Below are 20,597 nucleotides of genomic sequence, written 5' to 3'. Positions count from 1 at the left end.
CCAGTTATATTTCTAATCGTGACGAAGCGCCTCGATAGGATTTGACCTACTGGCTCGCAGAGCGGGAAATCCAGTTGCAGCCAGAACCACGAAAACACAAATTGAAAGAAGCGCTGCAATTGTCGAAATTTCTATGGGGCTGACTTTGAACAGGCGCTCAGACAGCATCACTGCAATGAATAATGAGAGCGGAACACCAGCGCAGCAAGCAACGCCCATCAGAGAGAACGCCCCTTTAAGAATCAGGGAAAAAATTCCCAAGTCGCTTTGACCGAGCGCCTTTCGTACACCGAACTCTCTCAACCTCACTAGAATCAGATTGGTAAACGACGAGTACAATCCGACGCCGACCAGGGCCAACGCCACAACAACGAGAAAAGAAAGAGTGTTATTGATGTTTATACGATCCACGATACTGCTTGTCAAGCGCTCTTCGAGGGGCCGCAAATCGGCAACTTTGACGTCGGGCGCTTGCTTGACCAAGACCGAAGAAAGCCATTTTGCATCGCTACTACTGACAACAAGCTCTACGGCTCCAGAGGGAATGGCCTCCAAGCCATATGGAGTAGCTGCGGGTCGATACACAGAGGCGTAATCGTCATCCCTAGCAAGTTCTCTCTGCCGGCTATGTGAAACAACGCCAATGATCTGATGTTGTTGCATGACCCCAGATGCATCAGCGAAACCTATGGAGCGCCCTACCGGATTTCCGTCTGGATAGTTCTTTTTGGCAAACACATCATCTACGATCACCACCCTCGCAGAATCTGACGCCTCCAAATCTGTAAATTTCCTGCCTAGCTTAAGCTTGATCCCAAGCACGTCGAAATACCCCGCACTTACGAAGTTCCCGTAGACATTCTCGGTCGCCTGTAGCACATCACTTCCTGTAGCCCCAACTTGAACTGGCTCCACTGAGACAATGTCGCTTAAAGGCGCTGATGCCATGAATGCGCTTGCGTTGTCCCCCCTGACCTGCGCTATGTTCTTTGACACGTTGTAAAGCTGGCCACGAATTCTTTCGACTTCGGCAGGACTGTCATCTTGCGTTTTGGCTTCAAGCACCGCGACTAGGCGTTTGCTCGGATCTAGACCCAAGTCCTGGTGGATCAGATTGTATTCGCTCATGGTAAGCAGAATCGTGCAGTAGACCAGCGGCAGTGTCGCCATCAGCTGAACTATGACTAAAGCGCTACGCAGACGCCTTGACGCTGCGCTTATTCCACCCAGCCCTTTTCCGCTCTGCCTGACAGTCTCAAATATTTCCGTCCTTCCAAGAGCGATCCAGCCAGACAATGTCATTGCGCATGCAAGAGCCGCCGCGAACGCCGCCATCCCGGCAATGACAGGAGCTTCCAGCGAAATAGTCCCTGGATAGTCGTTAGGCAAGAAGCCAAGCGAATCCAGGCCGCTCCAAAAAACTGGAAATGCTGCAACCACCAAGACTGCGCCCATCAAGACTTGCAAGGATGCCTCAGCCGCAACGTAATAAAGCTTCCTCCAACTGGTTGCTCCAAAGACGGAAATTAGCGCGTATTCGTGTGAACGCCTGAGCTGTCGCAATGCGAAGAGGTTGCACAGGTTCGCAGAGGTGATCAATAGAATAGCGGTGACCGCCGCCAGCAAGGCGTATATTCCAGAGCTACGATCCTCTGTCCATATTGTCCGCAGCGGCTTGACGCGGACGGACAGATCGATGTCTGAGGAAATTTTCCGCAGGACGGCATTTCGATTAAGTGTTTCATTGATGGCCGACTCGACACTCTTGGCCTGCGCGTGTTGTTTCAACTTCGCGACTAGCTTAGGACCGCCGAATGACCCGGCGTTTGAAAGCTCTCGCTTTTCAAGCGGAATAAACAGAGGAATCCAAACCTGGACGGCCTTGCTTGGAAATGAGGCTTCTCTAGCGACAACGCCCACAACTCTCGTAGCCTGCCCAGAGATGATGAGTCGCTTGCCAATCGAGGCCGAAACATCCTGACCGAAGATCGACTTGGCTAGCACCTCTCCCAAAACGGCTACCGCAGGCGCGGCAGGCGCGGCATCTTCAGCTGTGATCGCCCGACCTGCGATGACCCTTGGCTCCAAGATCTCAAAGATTTCGGGACTCGCTTCGACCGACCGGGCTGAAGGGACCGACCCGCCGCCATCTCGCTCGATTGCGACCTGGCCCTCCTTGTAAGCAGCGACATTCTCGAGCCGCTCAAGATTTCCGTTGTAAATGAACGGAGGCGGCCACCCGAGCTCCATCCCCATCTTCTTGGAGTAGAGCGACAACGAAACCAGGCGATCTTGATCGGGGTAGTGAAGAGGCTTCCAAAGCAGCCCGTAGGCAAGACATAGCACCGCCAGGCCTGCGCCAAGAGACACCAACAGGAGGGCGCTCGATATCGCAACCGTCGCCTTGTCTCCTTTCATCCTGCGGAGCACAAAGGCGAGGCAATCACCAACCTGCATATCCGTATGCCTCTTAGTGGCGTTCCCCTGAAGAGAATCGCGTTCCTGTCGAACATAGATCACACATCCTGCGCAAGTCAAGAGGCTTGTCCTGGTCTAATTCTCGTGGACACCTCGATAGGGGATGATCATCTCCAACGAGGACTTTGAACGACATGACGCCCCGTAGCCGTAGCCGTAGAACTTTCGACACCGCCTTCAAGCTACAGGTGGTGCAGATGATCCAAGACCAAGGCCTGAGTGTGGGCCAGGTGTGCCGCGACCTGGACCTGGTCGATAGCGCGGTGCGCCGGTGGTTGTCCCAGTCCGAGGCCGAGCAGGCTGGCCAGCCGGGACAAGGCAGGCCGCTGACCCCCGAGCAGCAACGCATCCGCCAACTGGAGCGTGAGAACCAGCGGCTAGGCGAGGATGTGTCGATCCTAAAAAAAGCATCGGCCTTCTTCGCCCGGGAACTGAAGTGATCCAGCAGATGATCCATCAGTGGCAGGAGAAGGCCGACACCACCCGGTTGTGCCGGCTTGTGGGCGTGAGCCGTTCTGGGGTGTATGCCGCTCGGCGGCGGTCAGCGCCGAGGGCCTGCGCCCTCACGGCGCCCTTGCAATCGGCCTTCCAGGCTAGCGGCGGCAACTACGGCAGCCGCCGGCTGTGCGCCGCCCTGAAGGCCCAGGGCCTGCCCGCCGGTCGCTATCGGGTCCGCCGCCTGATGAAGCAGCAGGGGCTGAAGGCGCGCTGGAAGCGCAAGTTCGTCCATACCACCGACAGCCGGCACGAGATGCCGGTAGCCGACAACCTTCTGGATCGGCGCTTCAACCCGGAAGCCCCCGACCAGGCCTGGGTGGCCGACATCACCTACATCCGCACCGAGCGCGGCTGGCTGTACCTGGCCGCGGTGCTGGACCTGTACTCACGCAAGGTGGTCGGCTGGGCGATGGCCCCGAACATGCCTGCCGAGCTGGTCTGCACCGCCTTGCAGATGGCCATCGCCCTGCGCCAGCCCAAGCCGGGGCTGATCGTGCATACCGACCGTGGAAGCCAATACGCCAGCCAGGCCCACCGCGACCTACTGGCACGCCACGGTCTGCTCGCCAGCATGAGCCGCCGGGGCAACTGCTGGGACAACGCGGTGATGGAGCGGTTCTTCCTGAACCTGAAAATGGAGCGGGTCTGGCAGCGCCGCTACGCCAACCCCGCCGAGGCCGTTGCCGACATCGCCCATTACATCGTCGCCTTCTACAACACCCACCGGCTGCACTCCACCCTCGGCTATCGATCGCCTGCCGACTACGAGAAAGCCACCACCTGAAATCCCCTATCTCCGTGTCCACCAAAACTTGACCACGACAGCTGTTACACCGATAGTGCCCTATGCCCTACGCCACGCTGGCAACCCCACAACCGCACCAGGCGCTGTTGACGAAAGAGCCCTTGCAAGAGCCAGAAGTTCAGAAGAAGCTATGAGGACGGACGCCGTGCTCGAAGGACTCGGAGCGCGTCAGCATCGCAGAAATCGCATCTCGCTCATCCATGGAGGGTAAGTGCTTTTAAATTTCAGCCATCACGCTCGTTCGACTCGGAAGTTGCAACGAATGCTCATTTCAGCGCCCACCGCTCGTATCGTCGGATGGCGCGCCTTCGGACAGCTGGCCTCCCTGTGCGTTCCCGCGCTTGATTGCAGTTGAAGCCGACCTACGAAGCATGGTCAACTACGTCTTCGGCCTAAATTGCTGGCCTCATTCGCAGGTCGATTTCGGTGCGGCAATAGCATTTTTGAGCTTGATGGAGGCCGTTCGATTGCAGTCCCAGACATGGAACCCTGGCATGGAAGCGATACCTAGACCCTTCGATAGCGACTTGAAACATGCATTGCCATGGAAGATGAAAGTCGACCTCATTTACCTTATTCGCATGGATTGATAATGGATAAACCGCGGCAGCAGAACAATTCGGCAAGGAAAAGAAAAAAGCTGATTGTCATTTCATCGGTGCTTTCTACCGTGCTGCTCGCCTGCATGTCAGCTTTCTGGAAGCTCTCGGACAATGCTCCGCAGGTTGCGAGAAACGACATTACTGTTGGCACCGTGCAGCGCGGCAGTTTGTCCAGGACTGTGAGAGCATCGGGCAGACTCGTATCAGCAAAAATGCTCTGGCTCACCGCGAGAACGACGGCCCGCGTTGATAAAATCGTTGCGCCGCCCGGTACGGAAGTGCTGTCCACCACTCAAGTTATTCGGCTGACCAACCCTGGTCTTGAAGAGAGCTACAGGGCCGCATCATCGACTTACGCAGCTGCGCGGGATGGGCTTGATGCGAAAATTGCAAACCTGAAACTCGAAAACTTGAATGCCGAATCCGAGCTGATTAGCAGGAGAAGCGAGCATAAGATACTCGTATCTCGCATTAAAGCAGAGGAAAGGGCCTACGAAAAGCAGGTTATTTCGAGACTTGAATACAACACGAGCATCACCCAGGCTGAAGAGCTCTCGAACCAGATTACGATCAGCGAAAAAAAACTAGCCGGCACGCGCGCCTATGTTACAGCCCAGGTCGCGGCCGAAAGATCGCGCGTAGCGCAGCTCGAAGGTGAAAGGAATTTAAGGCGTGCCGAAGTGGACGCACTTTCGATCACTGCGGGAATGGACGGCATCGTCCAGCAGATCGCCGTTGAAGAGGGGCAGCAAATTGAGGCCGGCGCCAACCTCGCGAGGATTGCGGAGCGGGGCCAGCTCATTGCGGAGCTTCGAGTTCCCGAATCGCTCTCATTCGAACTCGCTCTCGGCCAGGAGGTCAAGGTGGAAACGCGGTCAGGAGAAATCAACGGACTCATCCGGCGCATCAACCCGAGAGTTGATAAAGGTGCAATCCTGGTTGAAGTATCTCTCTCCGAGCAACGAGACGCCTCTCTAAGGTCAGATCAGTCGGTTGATGGGATCATCCAGATTGAGAAGGTTCCAAACACGACTTTCATAGAACGTCCGCAGAACGCTTTGCCTGGCGAAAAAATGCCTGTGTATCGCCTAAAAGGAGAAAACATGGCCGAGCGCGTGGAGGTAACCTACGGAAAGCAGTCCTCCGACACAATCGAGGTTCGCGGGCTCGCTGCAGGAGACAAAATCATCCTATCTGATACCAGCCAATTCGAAGACGCAAACAAGTTGAAAATCAAGTGACGGAGCCGACATCATGGACGCGAATGTTAGTAGAGTTATTTCACTGAAAAATGCGACAAAGATATTTCTATCCGACGAGATCGAAACTCACGCCCTTTCAAGCATCGACATTGAAATTAAGCGCGGCGAGTTTGTCAGCATCACCGGACCGTCTGGCTGCGGCAAGTCAACCCTACTATCCATCCTTGGACTGCTAGACTCACTTACGTCTGGAAATTATTTCATTGATGGAGTCGATACATCGACGTTAGAAAAGTCGTCCCTATCAGCGCTACGCAATCGCAAGATTGGATTCATCTTTCAGTCGTTCAATCTGATCGGCGACATGTCTGTCATTGAAAATATCGCGCTACCTTTAACATTCCGCAAGGACATCGACAAAGGATCAAGGATTGAAAGATCAAAAAAGGCCCTTGATCTGGTTGAACTCAGCCATCGGTCCGCCCATTTTCCCGCCCAGCTTTCCGGCGGCCAACAGCAACGCGTTGCGATAGCCAGAGCCATTGTCGGCGAGCCACCAATCATCCTGGCTGACGAGCCGACAGGCAACCTGGACACTAAAAACGGAGAAGTCATCATGCAACTTCTTAGACGCCTCAACGAGAGCGGCTCGACCATTTGCATGGTTACCCACGATCCCCAACACGCACAACTGGCCGATCGCCAGATCCACATGCTGGATGGACTCGTTGCCAATGAGTCCTCGGTCAATGCCCATTGAGACGCCCTGTCATGCCTATTGATGCTGCCGCTAAAGATAATTTCGGCCATTTGGCCAAGAGTTTTAATGATGACGGCTACGCCATACACAGAAGCCTGTTATCCAAGGAAATCCTGAGCGTCGCTTTCAGATACTACGCGTCATACGTGGATCTTCCCGGTTATTACAAAGTTTATGAAAAGGTCAAGGCACTGGATAGGTATGCTGACGCGCTGAGCGAAGCACTTATGCTCGACGTGATGTCCAGCATTGAGCAGGCTATCGGGAAGTCCCTACTCCCCACCTACTCTTTCGCCCGCATCTATACGAGCGAATCGAAACTGACCAAGCATGTCGATCACAGCGCCTGTGAAATCAGCGCGACAGTTACCATTGGGCACAAGAATGCTCCTGGCGAGTGGCCTATATGGCTCACCAGTCGAGATCGTGATCTACCGGTTTCCCTCGAGATTGGGGACGCCTTGATCTACAAGGGCACTGAGCTCCCTCACTGGCGCGAGCCCTTGTCGTCAGGAATTTGGTGCCAAGCGTTCTTCCATTTCGTTGACGCGTCAGGACCGAATAAGGACAAGATTTTCAACGGAAGACGGAAGCTTGGGCCCACCCCCTGGAGCGGACCAGCCTCTGGCTAGTAATCTAATTCTTAGCTACCGCCCGGCACACGTCACAGCGTGTCGGCCATCGACGCGATCGGCGCCGTCGACTTGTTGATATCGTGGCAGAGCACGCACTGCGTCGGCGGAACGCCAGCGCATCTTCGTCGCGCAGCGCACACTCCATCGGCTGCGTCACCAGCAGCCATCATGAGACGGATCGACAAGTGCGACGTGGCGGCGGCGCCACGCCATCGCACCGGATCGCGCCTGATCGGCGGCGCATACAGGCGGCAGTCCGCGCCGCACGCAATTGGCCAGGCTAAGAGCAGCTAACAAAACCATCTTGAAAACCTGCACAGTGATGGCAAAATCATCTGCATGGCACGTCGCAAAGAGATTCCCGCCGCGCTGTGGAAGCGCATCGAACCGTTGATCCCCCCAGTGAAGCCCTCGCCCAAGGGAGGGCGACCGCGCATCGGTGATCAGCAAGCCCTCAACGGCATCATCTACGTCCTGCGCACCGGCATCCCTTGGGAAGATCTGCCGCTGGAACTGCCCCCTACGTCAGAATAGTTGTCGCCCCGATAGGATCCGAAGCCAAGGGGCGATGACGAGAGGTTGAAGTGGCACGATACGGACAACAGTTCAAGAACAGGGCGGTGGCGCGTTTGCTGCCGCCGGAGAGCGCGGCGGTAAGCGATGTGTCGCGGGAGAGTGGCGTCTCCGAAGCGACGCTGGAGCGTTGGCTGAGCCAGTCGCTGGCCGAACCGCAACGTGAGCGGCTGTGGACGTCGGCGGCGCGGTTCGATGCGGTGTTGACGACGGCCAGCCTGGACGAGGCTTCGCGTGGTGCATGGTGCCGCAGCAACGGGGTGTACCCGCAAGAGCTGACGCGGTGGCGCGAGGCGGCCCAGCGCAGCTTGGCCGAGCCTGGCGAGATTGGAGCCGATACTCGACAGGACAAACAGGACCGGCGTCGTATCCGGGAGCTTGAGCGCGAGTTGCGGCGCAAGGACAAGGCGCTGGCCGAGACGGCCGCGTTGCTGGTGCTGTCAAAAAAACTCGAGACGATCTTCAGCAAAGGCGAGGACGAATGATCGTTCTGGAAGATCGTCAAAGCCTGGTGGCCGACATCGAACAAGCCCCCCGTGATGGTGCCCGGCTGGGACAGGCCTGTCGCATTGCCGGCATCGATGTCCGCAGCCTGCAACGATGGAGGTCCAATGACAGTCTGGTCACTGGCGATCGACGTCCACACGCGGTACGAAAGCGCCCAGCGCATGCGTTGACCGAGGACGAGCGTGCTCAAGTGCTGAACGTCGCCAACGAACCGCGTTTTGCCGACATGCCATCGGCGCGCATCGTGCCGATGCTGGCCGACGAAGGCCGCGACATCGCCAGCGAATCGAGCTTTGCCCGCATCCTGCGCGAATACGGCCAGAACGCCCGCCGCGGCCGTGCTCGCGCCCCGCGCCCCAGCCGGGCGCCGAGCACGCATATCGCCACGGCGCCGGGCCAGGTCTGGTGCTGGGACATGACCTACTTGCCGGCCGAGGTGGCAGGTCGCTGGTTCCACCTGTTCCTGATCATGGATCTGTACAGCCGCAAGATCATCGGTTGGGAGGTGCACGACAGCGATGGGGCAGAACATGCCACGCACCTGGTCAGGCGCACGGCGCTGGCCGAGAACATCGTGCTTCAGGATCCCGCACACCGCCCGGTCTTACACGGCGACAACGGCGCCTCGTTCAAGGCCACCACCGTGCTGGCGATGCTGTACTGGCTGGGCATCAAGCCGTCGTACTCGCGCCCGCGCGTGAGCGACGACAATGCCTTCGTCGAATCGCTGTTCCGCACCGCCAAGTACCGCCCCGAGTTCCCGGCCACCGGCTTTGCCGACCTCGACGGCGCGCGCCAATGGGCAGCGAACTTCGTACGTTGGTACAACGTCGAGCATCGCCACAGCAGCATCGGCTATGTCAGCCCCGAGCAGCGGCACGCCGGACAGGACCTGGCCATCCTCCAGGCCCGTCATGGGCTGTACCAGCAAGCACGTCAGGCCAACCCGGCACGCTGGAGCGGTCGAACCCGGAACTGGGAGCGCATCACTGCCGTCGCGTTGAATCCGGAGAAGGAGGCCGCCGTCGCGGCAGCCACTGAAACTCAAGAAGCCGCATGAATCAGGCGACAACTATCTTGACATGCACCGACTGGGCTACGGCAGCGGCATGACCTGCTGGCGGCGTCTGCGCGACTGGCAGGCCGCCGGCGTGTGGCATCGTTTGCATCATGCCTTGCTGGCCGAGCTGCGCCGGGCCGACATGCTGGATCTGAGCCGGGCCAGCCTGGACGCGGCCAGTGTGGCCTCCCCCTGGGGGGCGCATACACCGGGCCAAATCCGACCGATCGCGGCAAGCTCGGCAGCAAACGGCATCTGATCACCGATCGTCACGGCATTCCTCTGGTGGTGTGCGTCACCGGAGCCAACCGACATGACTCAGTGGTGTTCGAAGAATTGGTGGATGCCTTGCCTCTGATCGCCGGCAAGCAGGGACGTCCGCGACGCTGGCCAGACAAACTGCATGCCGACAAGGCCTACGATAGCGAGCGCTGCCGCGCGCATCTCAAACGACGAGGGATCAGCGCCCACATCGCGCGCAAAGGGATCGAGCGCAGCGCAATGACCGGCTGGGGCGACATCGCTGGGTGGTGGAGCGCACGCATGCTTGGTTCGCGGGCATGGGCAAGATGCGCACCCGTTTCGAACGCCGAATCGATCTCCATCTGGCCTTGCTCTCTCTCGCCTGCTCGATCATCTGCCTTCGACGTCTTCCCGAGTTTTGTTAGCCGCTCTAAAGCGGCGCAGCGTTACGGCTGCACGACGCTGATCGTGCCCGGGTTGCTGCGCCCGACCCCGCGCAGGTCGGGACGGTACATGTCCTCGACCAGCGGCGGCGGCACCGTGTAGGTGCCCGGGGTCACCGCGCGCACCAGGTAGAACACCTGCGCCTTGCTGCCAGAACCCAGACTCAGCGCGGCCACGTAGCGGTCGTCGCGGAACTCCTCGTGCTTGACGTCGGCGGCCTCGGAACGGTCGCTGATCTCGATGCCGTCCACCACCACGTCGGCCCACTGCTTGGCATCGCCCAGGTTGAAGTTCTCGATCTCCAGGCCGGCCGGCAGCAGGTCGGTCAACAGCGCATCGGGCATGCCCACGTTGGCGGTGATGGTGACGCGCACGATCAGCGCTTCGCCTTCCTTCAGCGGCCGCGGCGTCCATGGCGTGCCGTCGGTGCCGTACCACTCGCGCTCCACTTTGAGCGTGCTCTCGTCCACCTCCGGCGCCTTGCGCGGGATGCCGGCGATTTCCAGGCTGGCGTACAGCGGCGCCTCGCCCTGCGGCACGAAGCTGACCCCGCGCGCCAGCTCGGTCTCGCCGAACTGGCGGCCGAACGCCTTGGCCGCGCCGATCGCCTCGCTGCCGGCGCCGATCGCCAACTGCCCGGACACCAGCTTGCTCTGGTTGACCAGCAAGGCCTTGCCCATCCGCGCCAAGGCCACCTGCTCCTGGGTGCTCAGCCACAGCCAGCCGCTGCGGCGGCGCGCGTCGATCTCGCGGCCCAGCGCCACCGCGCGCGCGTCGTCCTCGGGCTTGGCCAGGCCGCGCTCGTGCAGCAACGCGATCATCAGCGCGTCGTCGCGGATCACGCTGCCGTAGTCGCCGAAGTAAGGCGGACGCTCGCCGCTATCCTTGGCGAAGCCGGCCGCGATCGCCGCTTCGCCGCGCTTCTTGTCGCCCTGCAGCGACAACGCCACGCCCAGGTGCACCAGCGACAGGCCGGTCAGCGCCTTGCCGCGGTCGTTGTCGTACAGCGCGCGCAACGTGCCCAGCGGAGCGCGGTTGACGCGGGCCAGCACGTAGCCGGACCAGGCCTGGTTGGCGAACTTCAGGTACTCGCGGCGGTCCTGGCCGTAGAAGTTGTTGCCGCCGGACAGCAGGTCCTCGCTGAGCCGGTTCAAGGCCTTCTGCAGCACGTTGTCGGGCACCGCGAAGCCGGCGTCCTTGGCGTCGAGCAGGAACTCGGCGATGTAAGGGGTCAGGCCCGGATTGACGTAGCCGTCGTCGCCCCACATCGAGAAGTGCCCACTGGAAATCTGCATCGAGGCCAGCCGGCCGAACGCGCCTTCCATGCGCTCGCGGCGGGTCGCCGCGTCCAGGCCCTTGGCGCCGAGCAGCCTGGCGGTGGCGTCGTCGAGCAGCAGCGCGGCGTAGCCCTTGCTGGTGGTCTGCTCGGCGCAACCGTACGGGTAGTTCAGCGCGCCCTGCAGCGCGCTGGCGAACGGGATCGGCGGCAACGCGCTGACCAGCATGCGCGCGTTGACCGAACCGGCCATCAGGCCCTCGGCATCGCTCATGCCCAGCGTCACCGGCGCCAGCCCGCCGGTCGCAGACGTGTCCAGCACGCGGGTCTGCGCGCGCAGCACCGACGGCCACGCCGCGCGCACCGGCAGGTCGTAGCGGCGGTCCACGGCGAAGCCGTTGCCGTCCACCCGCAGCCGCACCTTGGCCACGGTGTAGCCCTCCTGCGCCACCAGCGGGAAGCTGAGCGTAGCCTTGCCGTCCTTGCCGAGCTTGGCGCTGCGCGCGTTCTCGGCGATCGCCAGCGGGCCTTCGCCGTCCACCCGCACCTTGAACTCGCCCGGCTGCCCGGTGAAGTTCTGCACGTCCAGGGTGACCGTGCTGCGGTCGCCCGGCGCCAGCACCCGCGGCATGCTGGCCTCGGCCACGATCGGCGCGCGCACCAGCGTCTCCACGTCGCGGTTGCCGTAGCGCTCGTCCGCATACACCAGCGCCGAGACGCGCAGCGTGCCGTTGAAGTCCGGCACCGGCAGTTGCACCCGCGCGTTGCCCTTGGCGTCGAGCTGCACCGAGCCGGAGAACAGGTCCACGGTCTGCACCCGCGCGGTCGGGCGCTTGGCCTGCGGCAACGCCGCCAGCGCCATGTCGCCGCCGAAGCGCAGCTTGCCGGTGCCGCCCTCGAAGCTCTCGATCACCCGGCCGTAGATGTCGTAGGCGTCCACGCCCAGGCGCCGCTGCGCGAAGAACTGCGCGTTGGCGTCAGGCACCGGGAAGCGGGTGATGTTGAGGATGCCCACGTCCACCGCGGAGAGGGTCACGTGCGCCTGCTTGCCGGCCAGTTCCGGCACGCTGACCGTCACCGGCAGCGGCTGCTCCGGACGCATCTGCTTGGGCGCGACCAGGCCCACCGCCACGCGCCGGGTCTTGCGCTCCATCGGCACGAAGGCCACGCCGACCGCGCGCGCCGGGGTGATCTTGCTCGGCGCCGAACCGCCGCGGAACACCAGCGCGGTGACGTAGACGTCGTGGCGCTCCCAGTCCTTGGTCACCGGGATCTCGAAGCGGCTGCCCGGCTTCACGTCGATGTCCTGCACGTACAGCATCTTGTCGCTCTCGACCATCAGCACGCCGGGACCGGCATGCGGCGGGGTCAGGGTGACCTTGAGCGTGTCGCCGGCCTTGTAGCCGGTCTTGTCCAGCGCCAGCTTGACCTTGTCCGGACGCGCGTCCAGGCCGCGGTTCTCGTCGTTCCAGCTCCAGCCGGCGCGGAACGGATAGCGCGTGGTCAGGCCGGTGGACGGATCGAACACGTCCACGCGGTACTCGCCCCACTCCACCGGGAAGTCGAACTTGGCCGCGCCGCTGCCGGCATCGACGGTGAGGGTCTGCTTGTTCTCGAAGCGGCGGGTGAAGTCATAGTCCCAGCGGTTGTCGGTGAACGCCCAGTGGTAGTCGCGCAGCTCGCGCACCAGCGTCACCTTCAGCCCCTTGGCCGGCTGCGGCTTGCCCTGCGCGTCCACCCGCATCAGCTCGAAGCGCGCGTTGGCGTTGGCGTCGGCGCCGTCCTTGTCGTCGAACAGCGGGCGCACCCCGACCAACGCCGGCGCCGGCCACAGCACGCGCTTGAGCGTGCGGGTGACGGTGCGCCCGCCGGTCTCGTACACGCTGGCGGAGACCAGCGCGGCGATGCTGCTGGTCGGCTTGGCTTCGTCCGGCAGCGCCAGGTCTTCGGCGATCTTGCCGTCGGCGCCGAATTCGGTATCGATCACGTCCTTGGCTTCGCGCGGCAGCTGCAGCGTCGGGTCGCCGAAGAAATAGCCGGGCAGCGCTTCCACCGGATGCTGCTCGACCGCCACCGCCAGCTTGGCGGTGAAGCGGTTGCCATCGGCCGGCGCGCCGTACAGGTAGGCGGCGGTGGCCTGCAGCTTGAACGGCTCGCCCGGCTTGAGCGTGTTCTGCGCACTGTCCAGGTCCAGCTTCATGCGCTCGGGCAGGAACTCCTCGATGCGCAGGGTCATGCCCTGCACCGCTTCCTTGCTGGACGGATCGGTGCGGAACTCCACCTGCCAGCGCCCGGTCGGCGCATCGGCGGGGATCAGCTGCTCGAAGCTGAAATAGCCCTGCTCGCCCGGCTGCAGGCGGGTCTCGCGGAAGATCTTGCCGTCGGGCTGCTTCAGCCGCAGGAAGACTGGTTGACCGCCGGCCGGCTGCGCGCCCTTGCCGCTGGTCGCCACCGGCTTGCCGTCGTTGTCGCGCAGCAGCGCCGACACGCGCACCGTCTCGCCGGGGCGGTACAGGTCGCGGCCGGACCAGGCGAACACGTCGAACCAGGCGTTCTCGCGCCCGGCCACGGCGAACTCGCTCAGGTCCAGCGCCGGCTGGTTGAACGGCAGCATCGACAGGTCGGTGCCGCTGCGCGCCACCAGCACCTGGCCGGCGTCGAGCGTGTAGTTCAGCAGCGCGTTGCCGTTGGCGTCGGTCTCGCCTTTCAGGAACAGCTCGCCCTTGGCGTCGAGCACGCGCAGTTCCACCTTCTTCAGCGGCTCGCCGCTCTGCAGCGCGGCGGTGTGCACGAACAGCTTGTCCTTGTAGGCGCGCGCGTGCAGGCCGATGTCGCTGACGGTGAAGAACGCGGTGTCGTATTCGTTCTCGAAGCGGCCCGGGCGCTTCATCACCGCGAAATACAGGCCCGGCGCCTGCAGCTCCTTGATGTCCTGGATCGGCAGATAGGTCAGCGCGCGTTCGTTCTTGTCGCCGCCGAGCACGAAGCGGTTGACGTAGACCGACTCGGCCAGCTGCGCGATCGGGGTGTGCTCGCTGTAGTCGCTGTCCATCTCCCAGCTGCCGCGGCGGCCGCCGCGCTGGTACTGGGCGAAGAACGCCGGCAGCGCGCCTTCCTTGACCCGCATGAATTCCACGTCCACTTCCGGCACGTTGAGCGACACCACCGGCAGGCCGCGGCTCTCGCGCGCCGGCAACACGCTGCCCTGCGAGGCGAAGCCGACCGCCGGCTCCAGTTCGCCGGTGTAGACCTTCTGCTTGAGCGGCTTGCCCAGGCGGCTGCCGTCGGCGGCGAGCAGGTCGGCGGAGATCAGCACGGTGTAGTCCTTGGCCGCCTCCACGTACGGATAACGTAGGGTCTTGCCGTCGTCGGACAGCGACCAGGCGCTGTCGTCGGTACCGACTTTTTCCTCGAAGCGCAGCAGCTTGTCGAAGTCCTGGGTGCCGACCAGCGGCCGCGAGAACTCCAGCGCCAGCGACAGCCCGTCGCCCTTCTGGTCGGGATAGGCGCGGACCAGGCCGAAGCCCTTCATCGCTTGCTTCTGTCCCTTCACCGGCTCGCCGCTGGCGTCGGGCAACTGCCCGGATTCGTTGCGCTTGCAGCCGCCCAGCGCCAGCGCCAGGCCCAGCAGCAGGAAGGTGCTCAACAGCCCCGCGCGCAGGAGGCGCCACTGCCGCTTCGAATCCGTGTGCATACGTTCGCTCCATGAAAGTGGCGCGAGTATAGAACGCGGACATGGCGGCCGGAGGGACGGAATAGAGATTGCGAACGCGGCGTTCGCCCGGGCCTGACAAGGCGGTCGGGGACGGCGGCGGACGCCGCGGCCAGGCCGCGCGCGCCGCGATTGTGGTGCCCAGGTTGCGGGCACATCGGCGGCGGCGCCCTCCGCGCGCCCTGGCCGAGCCGACATGCCATCGTCTCCCCAGACATCGCCGTGGAAGCGGCCAGCCAGGCAACTGATTCGCCCGGCCCGGATGCAGTCTGGACTGAAGTCCCTCCCACAGTGCACCCGGCGAATTGGCTGCGAGTTCCTTGTGGGAGCAGCTTCAGCCGCGACGAACGAAGCGGCGGACTGGCCGCCGCCTCAGCGCAACAAGCGCTGCATGTACAGCGCGATCAACCGCGGCCGGTCCAGTGCCAGGCAGACCTGGGCGTTGGCGCCGCCGGTTGCGGCGTGGCGACCAGCCGCAGCGCCGCCTGCCCCGCCGCCGGACGGCACTTCCCGCGTATACCCCTGATCGTCGACGGCGATGCGCAGCGGCACGGTCGGGCACAGGCCCGGGTCGAGCAGCTGCGCCACCGGCACCACGTCGAACAGGGTCGGCGTGGCGCTGGCCCAGGGCTGGTCGGTGTCGCGCCACTGGTAGTAGAGCTGGGTCAGCGCGTCGGTCAGCGGATCGCCGTGCGCGAACAGCGCCACCCGCTCCGGTTCCTCCAGGGTCACCTGGGTCGCGTCCAGCGGCAGCATCACGATCGGCACGCCGGCGGCGAACACGCGCTGCGCGGCGCCGATGTCGGACACGATGTTGTATTCGGGCACCGGCGGGTTCGGCGGCCGGTAGCGCGACTTGCCGTAGCCGGCGCGCACCGCGCCGCCCATCAGCACCACCTGCTTGAGCTGAGCGAAACCGCGCGGGTCGCGCTGCAGCGCGCGCGCCGCGTCGGTCAGCGGACCGAGCACCAGCAGCGTGACCTGGCCGGGATGGCGCCGCGCCTGCGCCAGGATCAAGTCCGCCGCGTCCGCTGCGTTGCGCGGCAGCGTGCCCTGCGCCGCCCAGCGCGCCTGGCTGAAGGGGATGCTGCTGGCGGTCTTGTGGCCGATCGCCAGCGCGATCTCGCTGCGTCCGGCCTGCTGCAACAACCGCTGCAACAATTGCACACGCAGCCCGGTGTCGCCCCAGGCCGAGGCGATGCCGAGCACCTCCAGCTCCGGGCTGCGCAGCAGCAGCGCCAGCGCGAACGCATCGTCAATGTCGTCGCCGACGTCGGTGGATACGACCACCTTCTGCGCCGGCGCACTGGCCGCGGCCGGAGCCGCCGCGGCAGCGGCCGATGCCAAGCCCAGCAGCGCCAGCGCCGCCCACCGTTTCAGACTGCGCATGCGCGCCTCCCGCAAAAAGAAACCGCCGGCATGATAGCCGGCGGTCGCTGGTTCATCGCCTGGCCGCGCCGATCAGAAATTGGCGCGGAACTGCGCGCCGACGATGCGCGGATCGTTGATGAAGCCGGTGAGGTTGTCGAAGTCGATCGCACCGGTGGCGCGGATCTGGTTGGTGCAGTTGCGGCAGAACACCGAGACCTCGTATGCGCCGGCGTCCCAGTTGTAGCCGATCTTGGCCCCGCCTTCGAGCAGCGGCTGGCCGACGAACTCGCGCGAGTCGTACAGGAAGAAGTTGACTTCGCTGCGGTAGGACCAGTCGGTGTAGAAGAAGAACTCGGCGGCGTCGCCGACCGGGATGCCGTAGCGCAGCGTGGCGTTGCCCATCCACTTGGCGGCCTGCGGCAGTGTGTTGCCGTCGATGATGGCATTGCCGGCGGCATTGAGCGGATCGGTCACGGTGCAGCTGCGGCACACGCCGACCGACAGGGTCGAGTCCTCGATGCGGGTCCAGTTGTAGGCGCCGCCGAGGGTGACGCGCAGGTTCTGGGTGATCAACGCCTCGAAATCGAACTCGGCGCCGCGCGCCTTGGACTTGTCGGCGTTGAGCAGACGTACGTCGTTGGAGGTGCCGCCCACCGCGGTCAGCTGCTGGTTCTTCACCCGGAAGTCGTAGATGTCGAAGCTGATGCGCGCGCGCTTGTCGAACAGGTCGGACTTGATGCCGATCTCGTAGGAGTCCACGGTCTCCGGCGCGGCCACGGTCAGCGGCGCGGTCGCCGACGGCTCGCCGAAGCTGGCGCCGCGGAAGCCGCGCGCGGCGCGGGCGTAGACGTTGACGTCGTCGTTGATCGCATAGGTCGCGCTGAGGTCGCCGGTGACCTTGGAGTTGTCGGTGCTGCCGGTGGACGGCTCGAGCAGGGTGACGCGGTCCAGCGCCAGCACGTCGAAGGTCTTCTTGTCGTAGGTGTAGCGGATGCCGGCGCGCAGGTTCAGGCGATCGGTCGCGGCATAGTTCAGCGAGCCGAACGCGGCCCACGAGGTATTGCGCTGGCGGGTCAGCTGATAGCTGGCCAGCGCACCGCCGCCCAGGGTGTCGTAGGTGTAGCTCTCCCCTTCCACCGAATCGTGGAAATAGTACAGGCCGGCCTGCCAGTTGAGCGGGCCTGCGTACTGCGATTCGGCGCGCAGCTCCTGCGAGTACTGGTCCAGGTTCTTGATGCCGCCGGCGGTTTCCACCGGGAACGGGATCGTGCCCGGCCCCGACGGCGGCGCGAACACTGCGCCGTAGCCGCCGTCGATGTCGCCGCGGCTGTAGTACTTGCCGATGCCCTCGTAGCCGGTGATCGAGTGCAGCACGATGTCGCCCAGGTCCCAGCTCAGGTTGGCGCTGCCGCCGTAGGTCTGCAGTTCCTGGGTGTTGCCGCCGTCGATGGACACCTTGTCCGGATCGAAGCCGGCGACCAGCTTGTTGCTGCCGGGGCGGAAGATGTTGGCGCGGAACAGCCGCGCGGTGCCGTCGAGGTGGCGCGCATGCGCGTTGAACAATGCGCTGAAATCCTCGCCGGGCTGGAACAGCAGCTGCACCCGCACCGCCGAGTCGGTGTAGCCCTCGAACGAACGGTTGTCCACGGTGCTGTCGACCCAGTCGTCGCGGCGCTGGCCCAGCGCCGACACGCGCGCGGCCCACTTGTCGCCCATGGCGATGCTCAGCCCGGTTTCCATGGTCATGGTGCCGTAGGTGCCGTAGGACAGGCTGGCGTAGCCGTCGTTGGCGCCGATGGCCGGCTTGACCGAGTTGAACTTGACCACGCCGGCGGGGGTGTTGCGGCCGAACAGCGTGCCCTGCGGTCCGCGCAGCACTTCCAGGCTTTCCAGATCGAAGATCGGGAAGCCCTTCAGGAACGCGTTCTCGGCCACCACGTCGTCGTACACCAGCGACACCGGCTGCGAGGCGTAGGTGTTGAAGTCGGTATTGCCGTAGCCGCGGATATAGAAGCGCGGGAACACGCGGCCATTGGAGGATTCGACATTGAGGCTGGGCGCCTTGCCGGCCAGCACGCGCACGTCCGAGCCGCTGGTGGCGATCGCGTCCAGGTACTCCGGGCGCAGCACGCTGGCGGAGATCGGCACGTCCTTGGAATCTTCCGCGCGCCGCTCGGCGGTGACCTTGACCGTATCCAGGCGGGCGACTCCGTCCGCGCTGTCCGCCTGTTGGGCGGCGGCGGCGAACGAGAGGGCGGAAATGACGGCTACGGCAAGTGCGCTGGTGCGCAGCGACCAACTGGCTGACATGGAGGACTCCGGAGTGGAATGGGCAAGAGCGGGGCGCGTCGCCGGCAGGCGATGTCGCGCCGCAGCATAATTAACACAAAATACACATGCTTTGCATGTCCCGGTCACTTGAACGCATTAAGGCTGTAACCGCGCAATGCGCCGCCACATGTGCCCTGCATGTGCGCTGCCCCCAGAAGGCCCTGCTCCCGGTCACGCTTGAAATCGGGCTCCGGACTCCCGGTTCGCCGGCGCCATTGGCTGCCTCGGCCGTGCAGCACCGCGCTACTGCGCCAGGCCCCGCTCCTACAAAAAAACAAGACGGGATTTGCGGCGCCCCAGCGGTGCCGCCATGCCACCGCCTCGCCGGCTCAGCCGATGTCGCCCGGCACCCGTACCCAGCCGTCCATCAACACCCGCGCGCTGCGGCTCATGATCGCCTTGGTGACGCTCCACTGGCCGTCCGCCTGGCTGGCTTCGGCACCGACCCGCAAGCTGCCCGAGGGATGGCCGAAGCGCACCGCCTGGCGCGCGCCGCCGCCGGCCGCGCGGTTCACCAGCGTGCCGGGGATCGCCGCGGCGGTGCCGATCGCCACCGCCGCGGTGCCCATCATCGCGTGGTGCAGCTTGCCCATCGACATCGCCCGCACCAGCAGGTCGATGTCGGCGGCGGCGACCGGCTTGCCGCTGGAGGCCACGTAGTCGGCCGGCGGCGCGACGAAGGCGACCTTGGGCGTGTGCTGGCGCGTCGCCGCGTCTTCCAGCGTGGCGATCAGGCCCATGCGCAGCGCGCCGTACGCGCGGATGGTCTCGAACCTGGCCAGCGCCTGCGCATCGCCGTTGATCGCGTCCTGCAGTTCGGTGCCGCGGTAGCCCAGCGCCTGCGCGTCGAGGAAAATGGTCGGAATGCCGGCGTTGATCAAGGTCGCCTGGAAGCTGCCGACGCCCGGCACCTCGAGCGTATCGATCAGATTGCCGGTCGGAAACATCGCCCCGTCCGCCCCCTCTTCGTCGGCCGCCGGATCGAGGAATTCGAGCTGCACCTCGGCCGCCGGAAAGGTCACCCCGTCCAGTTCGAAGTCGCCGCTTTCCTGCACCGCACCGGCCACGATCGGCACCTGCGCCAGGATGGTCTTGCCGATGTTGGCCTGCCAGATCCGCACCGTGGCCATGCCGTCGTGCGGCACGCGCGCGGCATCGACCAGGCCGGCGGCGATCGCGAACGGCCCCACCGCCGCCGACAGATTGCCGCAGTTGCCGCTCCAGTCCACGAACGGGCGATCGATCGAGACCTGGCCGAACAGATAGTCCACGTCGTGGTCCGCGCGCGTGCTCGGCGCCACGATCACCGTCTTGCTGGTGCTGGAGCTGGCCCCGCCCATGCCGTCGATCTGCTTGGCGTAGGGATCGGGACTGCCGATCACCCGCAGCAGCAACGCATCGCGCGCCGCGCCCGGCACCTGCGCGGCAGGCGGCAGATCCTGCAGGCGGAAGAACACGCCCTTCGACGTGCCGCCGCGCATGTAGGTGGCGGGAATGCGGAGTTGGGGAACATGGGACATGGGGTTTTCCGATCGACGCAGAGGGCAGGAGTGGCTCAGGGGTTGGCGGGAATCTCGGCCTCGACCAGATGCGCCAGCAGGGTCAGCGACTCCTGCCAGCCGAGGTAGCAGAGTTCCACCGGGATCTGTTCGGGAATGCCGTGCTGGACGATGTCCAGCTCGGTGCCGCACGCCACCGGGCGCAGCTTGATCGTCACCACCATCTCGCCGGGCAGGTCCGGGTTGTCGAAGGTATCGGTATGGCGGATCAGTTCGCCCGGCACCAGTTCCAGATAGGTGCCGCCGAAGGACTCGCTGGTCCCGGCGCCCAGGTTGCCGAAGGAGATCCTGAAGCTGCCGCCCACGCGCGCATCCAACGCATGCACGGTGGCGACGAAGCCATGCGGCGGCAGCCATTTGGCCAGCGCCGCCGGCTCCAGGAAGGCGCGGTAGATGCGCTCGGCCGGCGCACGCAGGACGCGGTGCAGGCGGACGCTACCGGGATGGCCGTTGCTCATGGTGGTTTCCTCATTGGTGGACGGCGCGCGCAGGATGGCACGCGCTCATGACACCGACGAATGGGACAGTTCATTTTCGACAG

At 63.9% G+C, this 20,597-nt stretch carries 11 protein-coding genes and 3 pseudogenes; 8 read left to right on the top strand and 6 right to left on the bottom strand.

Going from position 1 to position 20,597, the window contains the following annotated elements:
- Positions 1-12 precede the first annotated feature (12 nt).
- A complete protein-coding gene (locus FZ025_RS15140; protein ID WP_146093646.1) occupies positions 13-2,520 on the bottom strand; it encodes an ABC transporter permease in 2,508 nt (835 codons plus the stop codon).
- Between the two features lie 92 nt (positions 2,521-2,612).
- On the opposite strand from FZ025_RS15140, the gene FZ025_RS15135 reads away from it, so the two are divergent.
- From FZ025_RS15135 to FZ025_RS15100, 8 genes and pseudogenes are all read left to right on the top strand, one after another.
- Positions 2,613-3,760, top strand: a protein-coding gene (locus tag FZ025_RS15135) for an IS3 family transposase (RefSeq protein ID WP_208803671.1) whose coding sequence is annotated in 2 segments (ribosomal slippage) — positions 2,613-2,889 and positions 2,889-3,760 — 1,149 coding nt in all. Because the reading frame shifts where the segments join, the coding sequence is not laid out codon by codon here.
- Positions 3,761-4,152: 392 nt separating this feature from the next.
- A complete protein-coding gene (locus tag FZ025_RS15130) occupies positions 4,153-4,371 on the top strand; it encodes a hypothetical protein (RefSeq protein ID WP_046980807.1) in 219 nt (72 codons plus the stop codon).
- A 2-nt stretch (positions 4,372-4,373) separates the two neighbouring features.
- Positions 4,374-5,624, top strand: coding sequence for an efflux RND transporter periplasmic adaptor subunit (locus tag FZ025_RS15125; protein ID WP_046980806.1), 1,251 nt, complete (start codon positions 4,374-4,376; stop codon positions 5,622-5,624).
- Positions 5,625-5,637: 13 nt separating this feature from the next.
- Positions 5,638-6,345 (top strand): ABC transporter ATP-binding protein, encoded by a 708-nt coding sequence (locus FZ025_RS15120; RefSeq protein ID WP_104559061.1) that lies wholly within the window; start codon positions 5,638-5,640, stop codon positions 6,343-6,345.
- Between the two features lie 11 nt (positions 6,346-6,356).
- Entirely contained in the window at positions 6,357-6,977 is a 621-nt protein-coding gene (locus FZ025_RS15115) for a hypothetical protein (protein ID WP_053057339.1), read from the top strand.
- A gap of 342 nt (positions 6,978-7,319) precedes the next feature.
- Positions 7,320-7,496 (top strand): annotated as a pseudogene (locus FZ025_RS15110) (transposase); the annotation flags it as partial.
- Between the two features lie 68 nt (positions 7,497-7,564).
- A pseudogene (locus FZ025_RS15105) lies at positions 7,565-9,120 on the top strand (IS3 family transposase).
- 31 nt (positions 9,121-9,151) lie between these two features.
- Positions 9,152-9,788, top strand: a pseudogene (locus FZ025_RS15100) (IS5 family transposase); the annotation flags it as partial.
- Positions 9,789-9,809: 21 nt separating this feature from the next.
- Here the strand turns inward: FZ025_RS15100 and FZ025_RS15095 are convergent.
- The 5 genes from FZ025_RS15095 to FZ025_RS15075 form a co-directional block, all read right to left on the bottom strand.
- A complete protein-coding gene (locus FZ025_RS15095; RefSeq protein WP_104558747.1) occupies positions 9,810-14,777 on the bottom strand; it encodes an alpha-2-macroglobulin family protein in 4,968 nt (1,655 codons plus the stop codon).
- Between the two features lie 390 nt (positions 14,778-15,167).
- Positions 15,168-16,184 carry a nucleoside hydrolase gene (locus FZ025_RS15090; RefSeq protein WP_046978162.1) on the bottom strand — a complete coding sequence of 339 codons (1,017 nt, stop codon included), beginning with the start codon at positions 16,182-16,184 and terminating at the stop codon, positions 15,168-15,170.
- A 72-nt stretch (positions 16,185-16,256) separates the two neighbouring features.
- Positions 16,257-18,476, bottom strand: a complete 2,220-nt coding sequence (locus FZ025_RS15085; RefSeq protein WP_046978163.1) for a TonB-dependent receptor — start codon at positions 18,474-18,476, stop codon at positions 16,257-16,259.
- Positions 18,477-18,826: 350 nt separating this feature from the next.
- Positions 18,827-20,017, bottom strand: coding sequence for a 2-methylaconitate cis-trans isomerase PrpF (gene prpF, locus FZ025_RS15080; protein ID WP_046978164.1), 1,191 nt, complete (start codon positions 20,015-20,017; stop codon positions 18,827-18,829).
- 35 nt (positions 20,018-20,052) lie between these two features.
- Positions 20,053-20,514 (bottom strand): SRPBCC family protein, encoded by a 462-nt coding sequence (locus FZ025_RS15075; RefSeq protein ID WP_046978165.1) that lies wholly within the window; start codon positions 20,512-20,514, stop codon positions 20,053-20,055.
- Between the last annotated feature and the right edge of the window lie 83 nt (positions 20,515-20,597).

Source organism: Xanthomonas hyacinthi, from assembly GCF_009769165.1.
Classification (GTDB): domain Bacteria; phylum Pseudomonadota; class Gammaproteobacteria; order Xanthomonadales; family Xanthomonadaceae; genus Xanthomonas_A; species Xanthomonas_A hyacinthi.
The sequence above is the reverse complement of the archived record's forward strand: the minus strand, read 5'-3'. Positions and strand labels throughout refer to the sequence as shown.

Coding starts and splice junctions, on each gene's coding strand:
- FZ025_RS15130 (WP_046980807.1), top strand. CDS start 4,153: ATGGTCAACTACGTCTTCGGCCTAAATTGCTGGCCTCATTCGCAGGTC.
- FZ025_RS15125 (WP_046980806.1), top strand. CDS start 4,374: ATGGATAAACCGCGGCAGCAGAACAATTCGGCAAGGAAAAGAAAAAAG.
- FZ025_RS15120 (WP_104559061.1), top strand. CDS start 5,638: ATGGACGCGAATGTTAGTAGAGTTATTTCACTGAAAAATGCGACAAAG.
- FZ025_RS15115 (WP_053057339.1), top strand. CDS start 6,357: ATGCCTATTGATGCTGCCGCTAAAGATAATTTCGGCCATTTGGCCAAG.
- FZ025_RS15095 (WP_104558747.1), bottom strand. CDS start 14,777: ATGCACACGGATTCGAAGCGGCAGTGGCGCCTCCTGCGCGCGGGGCTG.
- FZ025_RS15090 (WP_046978162.1), bottom strand. CDS start 16,184: ATGCGCAGTCTGAAACGGTGGGCGGCGCTGGCGCTGCTGGGCTTGGCA.
- FZ025_RS15085 (WP_046978163.1), bottom strand. CDS start 18,476: ATGTCAGCCAGTTGGTCGCTGCGCACCAGCGCACTTGCCGTAGCCGTC.
- prpF (WP_046978164.1), bottom strand. CDS start 20,017: ATGTCCCATGTTCCCCAACTCCGCATTCCCGCCACCTACATGCGCGGC.
- FZ025_RS15075 (WP_046978165.1), bottom strand. CDS start 20,514: ATGAGCAACGGCCATCCCGGTAGCGTCCGCCTGCACCGCGTCCTGCGT.